This window comes from Methylobacterium mesophilicum, assembly GCF_036441335.1.
Classification (GTDB): domain Bacteria; phylum Pseudomonadota; class Alphaproteobacteria; order Rhizobiales; family Beijerinckiaceae; genus Methylobacterium; species Methylobacterium mesophilicum_B.
Map to the genome: position 1 here is coordinate 204,064 of NZ_MLBW01000001.1, position 14,084 is coordinate 218,147.

At 69.1% G+C, this 14,084-nt stretch carries 12 protein-coding genes; 8 read left to right on the top strand and 4 right to left on the bottom strand.

All coding sequences use genetic code 11. From position 1 onward, the window contains the following. Positions 1 to 30 precede the first annotated feature (30 nt). Together MMR14E_RS01000 and MMR14E_RS01005 are read left to right on the top strand one after the other, a co-directional pair. Complete coding sequence (locus MMR14E_RS01000) at positions 31 to 1,260, top strand: MFS transporter (RefSeq protein ID WP_331312395.1); 1,230 nt, start codon at positions 31 to 33, stop codon at positions 1,258 to 1,260. Between the two features lie 48 nt (positions 1,261 to 1,308). Next, positions 1,309 to 2,805 (top strand): amidase, encoded by a 1,497-nt coding sequence (locus tag MMR14E_RS01005; protein WP_331312396.1) that lies wholly within the window; start codon positions 1,309 to 1,311, stop codon positions 2,803 to 2,805. A 42-nt stretch (positions 2,806 to 2,847) separates the two neighbouring features. Here MMR14E_RS01005 and MMR14E_RS01010 read toward each other — a convergent pair whose 3' ends face one another. Both MMR14E_RS01010 and MMR14E_RS01015 read right to left on the bottom strand, forming a co-directional pair. Next, positions 2,848 to 3,099, bottom strand: a complete 252-nt coding sequence (locus tag MMR14E_RS01010) for a PilZ domain-containing protein (RefSeq protein WP_331312397.1) — start codon at positions 3,097 to 3,099, stop codon at positions 2,848 to 2,850. A gap of 117 nt (positions 3,100 to 3,216) precedes the next feature. After that, on the bottom strand, positions 3,217 to 3,522 hold the full coding sequence (locus tag MMR14E_RS01015; RefSeq protein WP_331312398.1) for a hypothetical protein: 306 nt from the start codon (positions 3,520 to 3,522) through the stop codon (positions 3,217 to 3,219). Positions 3,523 to 3,766: 244 nt separating this feature from the next. Here MMR14E_RS01015 and MMR14E_RS01020 point away from each other — a divergent pair, with 244 nt between their 5' ends. Together MMR14E_RS01020 and MMR14E_RS01025 are read left to right on the top strand one after the other, a co-directional pair. Then, positions 3,767 to 4,888, top strand: a complete 1,122-nt coding sequence (locus MMR14E_RS01020) for a patatin-like phospholipase family protein (protein ID WP_419539274.1) — start codon at positions 3,767 to 3,769, stop codon at positions 4,886 to 4,888. A 29-nt stretch (positions 4,889 to 4,917) separates the two neighbouring features. Continuing rightward, positions 4,918 to 5,661 (top strand): acetoacetate decarboxylase, encoded by a 744-nt coding sequence (locus MMR14E_RS01025; RefSeq protein WP_331312400.1) that lies wholly within the window; start codon positions 4,918 to 4,920, stop codon positions 5,659 to 5,661. 37 nt (positions 5,662 to 5,698) lie between these two features. Here MMR14E_RS01025 and MMR14E_RS01030 read toward each other — a convergent pair whose 3' ends face one another. Then, on the bottom strand, positions 5,699 to 5,986 hold the full coding sequence (locus MMR14E_RS01030; protein ID WP_331312401.1) for a hypothetical protein: 288 nt from the start codon (positions 5,984 to 5,986) through the stop codon (positions 5,699 to 5,701). 578 nt (positions 5,987 to 6,564) lie between these two features. Between MMR14E_RS01030 and MMR14E_RS01035 the strand changes: the two genes are divergently transcribed. From MMR14E_RS01035 to MMR14E_RS01050, 4 genes are all read left to right on the top strand, one after another. Beyond that, positions 6,565 to 9,834 (top strand): efflux RND transporter permease subunit, encoded by a 3,270-nt coding sequence (locus tag MMR14E_RS01035; protein ID WP_331312402.1) that lies wholly within the window; start codon positions 6,565 to 6,567, stop codon positions 9,832 to 9,834. Further along, positions 9,834 to 11,219: an efflux RND transporter periplasmic adaptor subunit gene (locus MMR14E_RS01040; RefSeq protein ID WP_331312403.1), complete on the top strand. Its 1,386-nt coding sequence runs from the start codon at positions 9,834 to 9,836 to the stop codon at positions 11,217 to 11,219. Before MMR14E_RS01035 ends, MMR14E_RS01040 begins: the two co-directional genes overlap by 1 nt. Before the next feature lie 176 nt (positions 11,220 to 11,395). Then, positions 11,396 to 12,076, top strand: a complete 681-nt coding sequence (locus MMR14E_RS01045; protein WP_331312489.1) for a response regulator transcription factor — start codon at positions 11,396 to 11,398, stop codon at positions 12,074 to 12,076. Beyond that, the gene (locus tag MMR14E_RS01050) at positions 12,063 to 13,448 is read left to right on the top strand and encodes a sensor histidine kinase (RefSeq protein ID WP_331312404.1); all 1,386 of its coding nucleotides are present in this window, start codon (positions 12,063 to 12,065) and stop codon (positions 13,446 to 13,448) included. Before MMR14E_RS01045 ends, MMR14E_RS01050 begins: the two co-directional genes overlap by 14 nt. Before the next feature lie 64 nt (positions 13,449 to 13,512). On the opposite strand, the gene MMR14E_RS01055 is transcribed toward MMR14E_RS01050, so the two are convergent. Continuing rightward, positions 13,513 to 13,806 (bottom strand): hypothetical protein, encoded by a 294-nt coding sequence (locus MMR14E_RS01055; RefSeq protein ID WP_331312405.1) that lies wholly within the window; start codon positions 13,804 to 13,806, stop codon positions 13,513 to 13,515. Positions 13,807 to 14,084 lie beyond the last annotated feature (278 nt).

The window sequence follows — 14,084 nt, forward strand, 5'->3', positions numbered from 1 at the left end:
GCGCGCGCATCATCGAACCGGAGCCAGACCATGGACCCCGCCCAGCCCGCGCAACCGGGCCGCCCGTACCTGGGCTTCGCGCTGCTCTACGCCGCCTACTGCATCTCCTACGTGGACCGCGCCGCGATCGCCCTGGCCCTGACCCAGATCGGCCGGGAATTCGGCCTGAGCCCGACCGAGTACGGCGTCGTCCTCAGCGTCTTCTTCTTCGGCTACTCGCTGATGCAGCTGCCCGGGGGCTGGCTCGCGGACCGGTTCGGCTCGAAATACGTCGTCATCGGCACGGCCGTCGCGTGGTCGATCTTCACCGCCCTGACCGGCCTCGCGTGGTCGTTCACGTCCCTGATCGCGATCCGGCTGATCTTCGGCCTGGCCGAGGGCGGCTTTCCCGCGGCCTGCATCAAGGCCGTGTCCGAGCAGTTCACGGGGCCGGCACGCCCGAAGATGTCGTCGCTGATGATCTCGTCGAACTACGTCGGAAGCCTGCTCGCGCCGCTGGTGATGGCCCCGCTGCTGATCTACTTCGGCTGGCGCCACGCCTTCTTCGTGGTCGGCGCCGCGGGCCTGATCTTCGGGCTCGTCTATTATCGGCTGATCCCGCACCGCCCGCCCGCGCAGGCCTCCGGCACCGCCCGCTCCGGACGCGGCCGGTCGGCTCCGTCGCGCGCGCTGCTCCGCAACCCGCTCCTGTGGCAGCTGATGCTCGTCTGGTTCGGCCTCGGCTGCATCAACAAGGGCCTCGACGCCTGGATGCCCACCTACCTGCTCCAGGCGCGCGGCCTCGACCTCAAGGCGGTCGGCCTGCTGACCCCCCTCCCCTTCGTCATGGCAAGCATCGCAACGGCGATCGGCGGCTGGGTCATGATCCGGTTCTTCGACGGCCGGGAGAAGTACATGATCGTGGTCAGCACGGTGCTGACCGGAATCTTCCTGTACCTGATGTACAAGGCACCGACGATCGCGGGGGTGATCACCTTCCAGTCGATCACCTACTTCTTCAAGTCGTTCGTCTTCGCCGCGGCCTTCGCCCTGCCGACCAAGCTCATGCGCGACGACCAGATCGGCACCAGCGTCGGCATGGTCAATCTGGGCGGCCAGTGCGCCGGCTTCATCGCGCCGCTGGTGATGGGCGTGCTCGTCGACCATTACGGCACCTACGACGCCGCGTTCGACTTCCTGCTGACCGCCGCGGCCGTCGCGACCCTGGTCGCCCTGACGATCCGCAGCCGCTCCACCGCTGCCCTGCCGCAGGCGGCCTGAAGCAGGGTTCCAGCGATCCGCCCGTTCAATCCCGAGGGAGATCCCGCCGTGACCGACCTTTGCGACCTGTCCGCTGTGGACCTGCGCCGCCTCATCGGGCGCGGAGACATCTCCCCCGTCGAACTCCTGGACGCGTGTCTCGACCGGATCGCCCGGATCAACCCGGCGGTGAACGCGGTGGTGGCCCTCGACACCGAGCGGGCGCGGGAAGCGGCGCGGCGCGCGGAGGCCGCGGTACGCGGCGGCGAGCCCCTGGGCCCGCTCCACGGCCTCCCGGTCGGCATCAAGGACACCGAGGACACGGCCGGGCTGCGCACGACCTACGGCAGCCCGATCCACGCCGACAACGTCCCGGCCCGGGACCTCGGCGTCGTGGCGCGCCTGCGCGCCGCCGGCGCCATCGTGCTCGCCAAGACCAACACGCCCGAATTCGCGGCGGGCGCGAACACGCGCAACACCGTCCACGGTGCGACCGGCAACGCCTTCGATCCGACGCTCTCCGCGGCGGGCTCGTCCGGCGGCTCGGCGGTCGCCCTCGCCTGCGGCATGGTCCCGCTCGCGTCCGGTTCGGATACCGGGGGATCGCTGCGCAACCCGGCCGCCTACGCGGGGATCGTCGGGATGCGCCCCTCTTCCGGTCTCGTCCCGAACGAGCGGCGCGGGCTCGGCTGGGCCAATCTCCCGGTGAACGGGCCCATGGCCCGGACGGTCGGCGACGCCGCCCTGATGCTCGGCGTGATGGCCGACGACGATCCGCGCGATCCGCTGGCGTACACGCTGCCCGGCGAGCCCGTGCGCGGGCGCGCGGAGCGCTACGACCCGCCCCACGCGCTCGACCTCGGCGCGCTCCGCGTCGCGTTCACGGAAGATTTCGGCTTCGCGCCGACCGAGCAGCACGTCCGGCGGGTCTTCCGCCGGCGCGTCGCGTCGCTGTCGCCGCTCTTCGCCGCCGCCGAGGCGGCGACGCCGGACTGCGCGGGGGCGGATGAGGCCTTCGCGATCCTGCGGGCCGCGCAGTTCCTCGCCCTGCACCTCGACAATTACCGCACCCGGCCGCAGCGGCTCGGCCCGAACGTCCGCGCGAATGTCGAGGAGGGCCTCGGCTACACCCTCGCCGACTACGCCCGCGCGGCGAGCCTCCAGACCACCATCTACCGGAGTTTCGTCGCCTTCTTCGGCCGCTACGACCTGCTGATCAGCCCGACCATCACCCTCTCGCCGCGCCCCTGGAGCGAGCTGTACCCGGCCCGGATCGACGGTGCCGCCACGCGCTCGTACTTCCACTGGCTGGCCCTGGCCTACGGCGTGACCCTCGCCGGCCACCCGGCGATCAGCCTGCCCCTCGGCGTCGACGAGGCCGGCCTGCCCTTCGGCGTGCAGGTCGTGGCCCGCCGCGGCGGCGACGCCGCCCTGCTCGCTGCGGCGGCGGCCATCGAGGCGCGTTGCGCCGACCAGCCGGAGCTGACCCGCCCGAAACCGGACCTCGCGGCACTGGCCGACCGGCCGCCGATCGCGCGGAGCCCCGGCTTCTACGATCTCGGCTGAGTGTTCACGCGATCCGGGGCGATCGCCGCGACCGGCCGGCCCTCACTCCATCAGGTCGGTGAGGGCCCCGATCTCGTCGGCGTTCTTCCAGACCGTCTCGCAGCCGATCACCGTGTCGGTGGCGTCGATCGTCAGGGTAAATGCCGGGGGAACCCGCTCGGTCCCGACGAGTCTCAGGCGGACGCCCCACCGCGACATGTCGTGCACCACGCAGGGGATGGCGGGATGGCCCGCGACCGAGATCCGTCCGTTCAGGTTGACGGAGACGCGCCGGGCGTTGCGCTGGTTATCCATAAGTACTCCGCGCTCAAGCGCCGGAGCTTAGGGGACAACCGATCAATGAGCCGTTCACAAACTGGGCCCAATTGCGCCTAGAACCGGTGTCGTTCCGGCTGAACCCGGGGCTTTCCACTACCGATTCGGAAGCCACCGCGACACGAACGGCCGCGGCCGCGCTGTGGCGGGCCGATCGCCCGCGTCCTCGCGCGCCCCGGAGTCCGGCAGCAGCGACGCGATCAGGCTGAGCAGCTTCTCCCGCTCCTCGCCGGTGAACAGCACGAGGAACGACCCGAGGTCCAATTGCACCTCCGGCATGTCGGCTCCGGGCCGATGGGCGATGTAGGGCTGCCCGGTCGGGACGTCGCGCATCAGGGACCAGCGGTCGCCGCCGACGCCGACATGGAATTCCCGCGCGATCCTCGGAGCCTGTTCAATCATCGCCTGTCCAGCGCGCGCTCAGCGTGCGATTCTCGACGGCATAGAGCGCGCTCATGCGCTGCGAAATAACTTGATCCAAGAATTCACAGATTTGCGTGTTCGCCGCCCGGCCGGGCGCGGGCGGCCCGTGCCCGGCCGGCGCCGCGTCCCCGGGACTGTCCGCCGCGGTTGAAGCGCCCCGCGTCGGCCGGGTACCCTGCCCGCCATCCGAGACCGGATTCGAGCGCGGAGCGGGCCCTGGACGATGCCGGATAGGTCGGTTGCCGATGCGATGCCCGTCCTCGTTCTGCAGGGCGGCGGAGCGCTGGGCTCCTACCAGGCCGGCGTCCACGAGGGCCTCTGCGCCTGCGGTCTCGCACCGGACTGGGTGGCGGGCATCAGCATCGGGGCGATCAACGCCGCACTGATCGCCGGTAACCCGGTCGAGCGCCGCGCCGAGCGGCTGCGGGCCTTCTGGAACCTCGTGTCGTCCGGCCTGCAGGGCGTCCCGCTCTTCCCGGGCGATCGGGCGCGGTCCTGGTTCAACGAGGCCAGCGCCGCCCTGGTCGCGGGATTCGGCGTGCCCGGCTTCTTCACGCCGCGATGGCCGCCGGCCCCGTTCTATCCGCCGGGGGCGCCGCAGGCGCTCAGTCTCTACGACAGCGGCGCGCTGAGGGGCACGCTGGAGCGGCTCGTCGACTTCGACCGCATCAACGCCGGCGCCGTGCGCCTGAGCGTGGGCGCGGTCAACGTGCGCACCGGCAACTTCGCCTATTTCGACAACACGCGGGACAGGATCGGCCCCGAGCACATCATGGCGTCGGGCGCGCTCCCGCCGGGCTTTCCGCCCGTGGAGATCGACGGCGAGCATTACTGGGACGGCGGCCTCGTCTCGAACACGCCGCTCGAGTACGTCCTCGACCAGGAGCGGACGCGGGATCTCCAGATCGTCCAGGTCGACCTGTTCCCGGCGCGCGGACCGATGCCGCGGACCCTGTCCGAGGCGGCCGAGCGGGAGAAGGACATCCGCTACTCCAGCCGCACCCGCCTGAACACGGACGCGGCGGTGCGGACCCGGAAGGCGAAGGCGGCCTTCCGACGCCTGGTCGAGAGGCTGCCGCCCGAACTGCGGGACGATCCGGACGTCGCCCTCCTGTCCGACATGAGCCGCCAGACCGCCGTGACGATCATGCAGGTGATCTACCGGCGCAAGACCTACGAAGGGAACGCCAAGGATTACGAGTTCTCCCGGCGGACCATGCTGGACCATTGGGCGGCCGGCCTCGGTGACATCCGCCGTGCCTTCCGGCACCGCGGCTGGCTCGACCAGGCCCGCGACGCCGACGGCATCACCGTCTTCGATCTGACGCGGGACGCCCGCGACTGAGTCCCAGTTCACGCAGCAGAGCAGCGGCCATGACACGCGACGAGATCCTCCGTGCCCCCTCGATGCCGGCCTTCAGCCCGAGCTACCCGCGCGGCCCCTACCGGTTCGTCCGGCGCGAGTACCTGATCATCACCTACGAGACCGATCCCGACGCCCTGCGGGCGGCCCTGCCGGAACCGCTCGAACCGGCACCGGGTAACCTCGCCTTCTACGAGTGGATGAAGATGCCGGATTCCTCCGGCTTCGGAGATTACGAGGAGAGCGGCTCGGCGATCGTCGCGACCTACAAGGGGCAGCCCTGCAATTTCTCCGTCCAGATGTATCTCGATGACGAGCCGCCGATCACCGCCGGGCGCGAGATCTGGGGATTCCCCAAGAAGTACGGGATCCCGCGGCTCTCCGTGAAGAAGGACACGCTGACCGGGACGCTGCACTACGACGACGAGCGCGTGGCCATGGGCACGATGACCTACAAGCACCGCAGCCTGGAGGACAGCCTCGACGCGGTGCGCGAGGGGATCGGTCACCTCAACGTCAACCTGAAGCTCATTCCAGACGTGGACGGCTCACCGAAGGTGGCCCAGCTCGTCGGATACCGGCTCCGCGACGTGGTCGTCCACGGCGCCTGGGACGGCGAGGCCCGGCTCCACCTCATCCCGCACGTCAATTGCCGGGTCGCCGACCTTCCGGTGCGCCGGATCGTGCGCGGGCGGCACCAGATCGTCGATTTCACGCTCCCCTACGGCGAGGTGCTGCACGACTATCTGGCCTGATCCCCGTCCGTCCGGATGGCGGCGGTCCGGCGCCCGTTCAGCGATACGCGTGGGGGCGTGAGCGCTCGAAGGCGTCCGCGCAGGCCGTGTCGAAGAGCCTGCAGGGCGCCGGGGCGTCGCCCGGCTCGGCCAGCATCGGCTGCCCGCCGATGTCTCCGGCGGAGTGGACCTGCGAGTACCGCGACCGCGGATCGAAGTAGGGATCCGAGGTGTAGCTGCTCATGAAGGCGCCGCCGGCCGGCATATCGCTCTCGGAGAGCGCGGCGCTGACCTGAAGCGGCAGCGACAGCGCCGGGACCAGAAGCCAGAGGCATCGTCTGTTCATCGGCGCGCTCCTCCCCGAGCGCACGAGATCGGCGGGGCGGCGATCCGTGCGCCCAATCTATCCAGGCTGGAATGTCGTCACCGCCGCGGGATGCGCGGCCGTTCTGCTCGAGCGGACTGACGGTCTGCCGCGCGCCCGTGTTCGGCCTTTCCCGGCGGGTTCGCGTCGTGGTCGCGAGGCGCCGTTGTCCGATCCGCCCGTCCCGGTCTCACCAAGATCGTGCAAGATGGCCGCGAGCTGCAATCAAATAAGCTTTTCAGCAGTAAAAGCCGGATTTTTTTCCAAAATCTTTTTCAATTCCTGACGCGCCGATGTGCGGCCGCGGCGTGTATCGGAGGAGGGTCCGGCGACCGGCACGCCTCACGCTTTAGAGAGCCAACGCCGTTTTAAGTTCCTTAAATCAGCTTTAGTTTGTCGCTCCGAATTCATTCGTACCGCGGTTTTGCGAACTCTATATCTGTCGCGAGCGGGGCATACGTCCCGTTTTTTCTTCGCAAACGAGGCTTGATCGGCCCATCGTCCGCGCAGACACGCCGCGCGACGGGAGCCGGATCACGGCGGGACACCCGACTGATCACATGGAACTCGTCCGGTTCGCTCTGAAGTTCCGCAAGAGCTTCTATGTTCTTGCCGTCCTCATGTTCCTCGCGGGCCTCGGCTCGATCGCCGTGGCGCCGAAGGACGTGCTCCCCGCCGTCGATATTCCGGTGGTGGTCGTGGTGTGGACCTACAACGGTCTCGACGCGACCGACATGGTCCAGCGCATCACGAACTACAGCGAGTTCTCGCTGTCGAGCAACGTGAACAACATCCGGCGAATCGAATCGACATCGATCCAGGGCACGGTCACCGAGCGGATCTACTTCGACTCCGCCGTCAGCATCGATCTGGCGATGACCCAGGTCGACTCGGCGATGAACGCGATCCGCTCGCGCATGCCGCCGGGCGTGCAGCCCCCCGTCATCATGCGCTTCTCAGCCTCCTCGGTGCCGGTCATCCAGATGGCGCTGTCGTCCCCCAAGCTGCCGCTCACCAGGGTCTTCGACTACGCGCAGTACCGGACCCGGCGGCGGCTCGCCGAGGTGCCGGGCTCCACGCTGCCCTCCCCTTACGGCGGCGCGCCGCGTCAGGTCATGGTCGACCTCGACCCCGCCAAGTTGCGCGCGATCGGCATGACGCCGCTCGATGTCCTGAACGCGGTCCTCAAGCAGAACCTCGTCGTGCCCTCGGGCCTCGCGAAGATCGGGACGCAGCAATACACGGTGCGGCTGAATTCGAGCCCTCAGCTGGTCGATCAGCTCAACCGCATTCCGATCAAGGTCGAGAACAACCAGCCGGTCCTGCTGCGCGACGTCGCCCACGTCCGCGACGGTTCCCCCCCGCAGATCAACATCGTCCGCGCCGACGGCCACCACTCCGTGCTCCTCCAGGTCCTCAAGAACGGCGCGGCCTCGACCCTCGACGTCGTGAACGCCGTCAAGGCCGCCCTGCCGGACATCCACGCGGCCGCGCCGAAGGGCATGACCATCACGCCGCTGTTCGATCAGTCGGTCTTCGTCTCCGACGCCATCTCCGACGTGGTGCGCGAGGCGGTGATCGCGGCCGGGCTCACCGGCCTCGCCATCCTGCTGTTCCTGGGCTCCTGGCGGTCGACCATCGTGGTGCTGGTCTCGATCCCGCTCTGCATCCTGACGTCCCTGTCGATCCTGGTCGCCCTCGGCCAGACCATCAACGTCATGACGCTGGGCGGCCTCGCCCTGGCCGTCGGCATCCTGGTGGACGACGCGACGGTGGCCATCGAGAACACCTACCGGATGTTCGAGGAGGGCTTCTCCTTCCGGCGCTCGGTGGTGGAGGGCGTGGCCGGCATCGCCAAGCCGGCCCTGATCTCCACGCTGGCGATCTGCTCGGCCTTCTCGGCCGTCTTCTTCCTCACCGACGCGCCCCGCTACCTCTTCGTCCCGCAGGCCGAGGCGGTCGTCTTCGCGATGCTGACCTCCTACCTCCTGTCGCGGACGCTGGTGGCGATCCTCATCGACGTCCTCGTCGCCCCGGAATACGCCCGGCATCACGGCGGCGCGGCCGCCGCGGCCGACCGCGTGTCGCCACCCCGCCGCCGCTCGGTCCTCGGCCGGGTCCTCGGCGTCGCGACCCGGCCGGTCGGCTGGGCGCTCCGGTATCCGCTGCGCGGCGCCCTGGCCTTCCGCAACGCGTTCGAGCGCGGCTTCGCGCGCTTCCACGCCGGCTATGTCGGCCTCCTCGCCGCGGTGCTCGGCCATCCGGCCCGCGCGCTGTGCGGCGCGCTCGCCGTCTTCGCGGTGACGGCCGCGATCTTCCCCTTCGTCGGCCAGGACTACTTTCCGCAGATCGAAGCCAGCCAGATGACCCTGCATATCCGCACGCGTCCGGGGGAGCGGATCGAGCAGGCGGAGAAGACCTTCGCGCAGGTCGAGGACGTGGTCCGGCAGGTGGTCCCGAAGGACGAGCTCGGGCTTATCCTGGATAACATCGGCCTCCCGGCCTCCAACTACAACTTCGCCTTCCTGGACGCCTCGTTCGTCGCGTACAACGACGGGCAGATGCTCATCAACCTGAAGGGCGAGCACAAGCCGATCTCATTCTACGAGAAGCGGCTGCGCCGGGTCCTGCACCAGGCGTTCCCCGAGGGCATCTTCTACTTCCAGCCGTCCGACATCATCACGCAGATCCTGAATTTCGGGACCGTCGCGCAGATCGACGTGCAGGTCTCCGGGCGGCACGATGCCGAGGACCTCGCGGTGGCGCAGGACCTCGTCCGCCGCATCGCGGCCGTCCGGGGTGCCGTCGACGTCCACCTGCATCAGGTCGTCGACGCCCCGCAGATGTACGTGAACGTCGACCGCAGGCTGGCCTCCGAGATGGGCGTCAGCGAGCAGTCCATCGCGCAGAACCTCAACGTCTCGCTCTCCGGCTCCTTCCAGGTCAGCCCGAACTTCTGGGCCGATCCCAAGTCCGGCATGCCGTACCAGCTCTGGGTTCAGACGCCGGAATGGCGCAACGCCGACATCGCGCAGCTGATGAACACGCCGGTCTCGGTGCACGCGACCGCGCAGGACCGGCCCGGCATCCCGATCCTGCTGTCGAACATCGCCACGATGCAGCGGCAGCCGGAGCAGACGGTCATCAACCACGTCAATCAGCAGCCGACCTTCGACATCCTCGCCAACGTCCAGAACGCCGATCTCGGCAGCGTCCGCAACGCCGTGGACCGGATCGTCGCCGAGGAGCAGGTCCGGCTCCCGGCCCCGGACAAGATCCATGTCCGCGGTCAGATCGAGAGCATGGAGAGCGCGTTCTCGCGCATCGAGCTCGGGCTGGGGATCGCGCTGGTGGCGGTCTACCTGCTCCTCGTCCTGAACTACCAGACCTGGATCGATCCCTTCGTGGTCATCGCCGCCCTGCCGCTGGCCTTCTGCGGCATCGTGATGAGCCTGTTCATCACCAGCACGGCGTTCTCGATCCCCGCCCTGTTCGGCGCGATCATGTCGGTCGGCGTGGCGAGCGCGAACTCGATCCTGCTCGTCACCTTCGCCAAGGAGCACCGCGAGGCCACCGGCTGCTCGGCCCGCGAGGCCGCGCTGATGGCCGGCCATACCCGCCTCCGGCCGGTGCTCATGACCGCCTCCGCGATGTTCCTGGGCCTGATCCCGATGGCGATCGGGGCCGGCGAGGGCGCCGAGCAGAACGCCGCCCTCGCCCGCGCGGTCATGGGCGGGATCGGGATGGGCACCGTCTCGACCCTGCTCTTCGTCCCCCTTCTCTACACCCTGCTCCGCCGCAACCCGATCAAGCCCCTCGAGGATTATTGATGACCCGATTCACCGACGCCCCCGGGAGCGGCGCTGAGGCTGCCGCGCGGGCGCACCAGCACGCGGTCGAGATCGACCCGCTGCGGCAGGACGGGGCCGGCGAGGCCTTCGTCCACGCGGTGCCGCCGCCGCCGCGCAAGCGCCCGTTCCTCGTGACGTTCCTGGCACTCGGCAGCGCCCTCGGCCTCGGCGCCTGGCACCATTGGGAAACCTACCAGGCCTCCCTGGAGACCCAGGCCGAGGCCGTGAACTTCGTTCCGACGGTCCGCACCGGGCCGGCGCAGGTGGATGACGGGCCGATCACGCTGACCCTGCCGGGCCAGACCGAGGCCTTCGACCATGCCGACATCTTCGCCCGCGCCACCGGCTACATCGCCGAGCGCCGGGTCGACATCGGGTCGCGGGTGAGGAAGGGCGATCTCCTGGTCCGGATCGCCGCGCCGGACCTCGACCAGCAGGCCCGGCAGGCCGAGGCCCAGCTCGGCCAGTTCAAGGCGCAGCTCGCGGTCGCGCAGGCGGATGTCGAGCAGGCCAAGGCCAGCGTGACGCTCGCGAACGCCACCGATGCCCGCACCGCGACCCTGGCCGGGCAAGGCTGGGCCTCGAAGCAGAATGCCGACCAGACCCGGGCCGGTATGCTGACCGCGACCGCCTCCCTGGCCGCCGCGCAGGCGAAGGTGAAGGTCGCGGAGGCCAACATCACCGCCCAGCAGGCCACCGTCGACCGGCTCCGCACGCTGACGACCTTCGAGAACGTCGTCGCACCGTTCGACGGCATCGTGACCGCCCGCAAGGTCGATGTCGGCGATCTCGTCCACGGCGATGCCGGATCCGGGTCGCCGCTCTTCACCATCGACAGCACCGACGTCCTGCGCGTCGCGGTCCAGGTGCCGCAATCGGCCGCCGTGGGCATCCACGACGGAGTGAAGGCGCGCGTCCAGGTCGCGCAGATCCCGGACCGCACCTTCGCCGGCACGGTCTCGCGCAGCTCGGTGGCTCTCCAATCCTCGGTGCGGACGCTGGACACCGAGGTCGACGTCGCCAATCCGGACCGGGTCCTGCGGCCTGGCCTCTACGTCGCCGTCACCTTCGAGGTGCCGCGCACCCATCCGCGCGTGATCGTGCCGTCCGAGGCGCTCATCTTCGACGCGGGCGGCACGCGGGTGGCCGTGGTCGGTGCGGACGACACCGTGCGCCTCCGGCCGATCACGATCGCGCGCGATCTCGGCACGCGCCTCGAGCTGCGCAGCGGCCTCGAGAGCGGCGAGGCCGTGGTCCTCAATCCGCCGGCCGGCCTGCGGGACGGCAGCCGCGTCCTCACCAGGGGCTCCGTCGCCGCGCAGACCCCGACAGCCAAGCTCTCCGAGCAGGCGAGCGCGGAGTGAGACGCATGGTCCAGATCCCCCGCGCCCCTGTAAGCTTCGCCGCCTCGATTCCGCGGACCGGCAGCCGCGACCGGACACCATTTGACTCCGGGACCGAAGAGGATAATTCCACCCCTCCCTCCGAGCCGCAGGAGACCAGACAGGGCCGGCGAATACATAATAAGAAGGAAAAACGGATGGCCAGCGTATTGGTAGTCGAGGACGACCGTAGGGTCGCCGCCGAGATCGGGTCGGCCCTCGCGGAATACGGTTTTCAGGTGGACGAGGCGCCGAGCGGCAGCATCGGATTACGCAAGGCCCTCGACGGTAACTTTGACGTGATCGTGCTCGACCGGATGCTACCGGAGATCGATGGCCTGTCGCTGCTCACCGAGCTGCGCGCCGCCAAGGTCTCGACGCCGGTCCTGATCCTCAGCGCCCTGTCGGCCGTCAACGAGCGCGTCGACGGGCTGCGCGCCGGCGGCGACGACTATCTCGCCAAGCCGTTCGAGTTCATCGAACTCACCGCCCGCGTCGACGCGCTCGCCCGGCGCAAGATGGCGGCCGAGGCGGTGAACGAACTCGTCGTCGGCGATCTCCGCCTGGATCTGATCGAGCGCGTGCTCTACTGCGCGGACCGCGAGATCGAACTCCTGCCGAAGGAGTTCGCGATCATCGAGTTCCTGATGGAGAACGCCGGCACGCTGGTGAGCCGGAAGATGATCTTCGAGTCGGTCTGGGGCTACAGTTTCAATCACCAGTCGAGCGTCATCGACGTCCATATCGGCAAGATCCGCAAGAAGCTCGATCCCGACGGGCTGAACCCGCGGATCCACACGGTGCGTAACACGGGCTTCATCCTCCGTGCGCCTTCTTGAGGTCCGGCGCACCAGCGGTTTTCGTGTCGCGTGCCTGTTCTTCGCGACCTTCGGGACCGCGTCGCTCGCCCTGTCGGGCTTCCTCTACGTCGACACGCGCAGCTACGGCCGCAAGGCCGCGTTCGAGTGGGTCGAGTGGGAATCGAAGCACCTCCTGAACCTGTCGCCGCGCGCGCTGCGCGAGCGGATCGACGCGTCGGAGGATTTCGCCGAGGGGGGGCGGCCGCTCGTCCTGTTCGGGCCCGACCACGTGCGCCGCGCCGGCGCGCCGATCGCCTTCCCCGACCAGGCGCCGATCGGCCGGCCGTTCATCCTGTTGCAGCCATTGGGTCACCGCAGCCGCACGCTGTTCAGCCAGCTCACCCAGCTCCCGAGCGGCGAGTACGTCCTGGTGAGCCGCTCGGCCCAGGATCTTCAGGCCCTCGAGAAGGCGCTGGTCGAGACCTTCGTCTGGGGCATGGCCGCCACCATCGTGATCGGTCTGATCGGTGCCGTCGTGTTCGGTGCCGGCTCACTGCGGCAGAACGATGCGATCACCAAGGCGGTCGAGCGCATCATGCGCGGCGACCTGAGCGAGCGCCTCCCGACCCGCGGCGTCTCGGCCGACCTCGCCCACCTCACCCGCGTCGTCAACGACATGCTGGATCAGCTCGAGCGGCTGATGCTGGAGATCAAGGGCGTCAACGAGAACATCGCCCACGACCTGCGCACGCCGCTGACGCGGGTCGTGGGCACGCTGGAGCGGTCGCTGCGCAAGGCGGACAGCGTGGAGGCTTTCCGCGCCTGCAACGAGGATGTCCTGGCCGAGGTCAAGACCATCGTCATCCGGTTCTCGGCGCTCCTGCGCATCTCCGAGATGGAGGACCGCCTGCGGCGGTCGGGCTTCACCCAGGTCGATCTCGGGCGGCTGCTCGAGGACGCGGTGGAGTATTACGAGCCCCTGGCCATCGAGCGCGGCATCGCGCTCCTCTGGGAGCGGCCGGACCACACCTGCGCGATCGAGGGCGACCGCAGCCTGATCTTCGAGGCGGCGAGCAACCTGATCGACAATGCCCTGAAGTTCACGCCGGCCGGCGGACAGGTGACGGTCGCGCTGCTCCAGAACCCGACGGCCATCCAGGTCACGGATACCGGCTGCGGCATCCCCGCGGAGGAGCTGAGTGCCGTTCGCGCCCGGTACCGCCGCGGGGCACTGAAGACCGACAAGAGCGGATTCGGGATCGGCCTGAGCCTGGTCGATTCCATCGCGCGGCTGCACAGCGCCACCTTCGCGATCGCCAGCGACGGGACCGGATGCCGCGTGACCCTCAGCTGGACCCACACGGTCTCGGACAGTCCGTCCATCGCTCTCCTGCCGGCCGCTCCGCTCTGACACCGTCGCGCCCGGCCAATCCCGTCCCGCGGGATGTGCCGGGCGCGGTGCCGTCGAGGGGGGCTCAGTAGGACGGCTGGCGGTGGTGGCGCTCGCGGCTGTTGAGACGGCTCCACTGGCGATTGGCCGGGACGGTCTCGATGGCGGTGGGCCGTTGGATCGCGGCGCTGTAGCCGGTCGCGCCTTCCCACATGCCGCCCGCCTTGTCGTTGCCCTCGGCGGCGGACCACGCGTCGAGGCCGCTGCCGTTCGTCCGGATGATGAGGCTCGGATCGATCGTCGCGCCGCGGTCCTGGGCGAGAGCAGGTCCCGCGATCAGCACCGCGCCCATGGAGCAGGCCAGGATGATGGTCTTCATGATGATCTCCCGTTTCAGAAGCTGTCGCTCGCCGGCGACGTGGGAGTAAGATGTGGGAAGACCGCTTTAAACTCTATATTTTATTGCGGAATAATTCTTTCCGTCTTTGATCCGCGTTCAATCTTGAAAGGATTTTTGAATTTTCCTCGGTGCGGAGGCCTGGGACGGCCTCCATCGCGCCTGCCGCGACCGGGCTCCGGGCCCGCGGCGCCCGGGGCTGACTGGCAGAGCCTTCCGGCGCGGAACCGCAGCGGACATGAAAAAGCCGACCGGTTGCC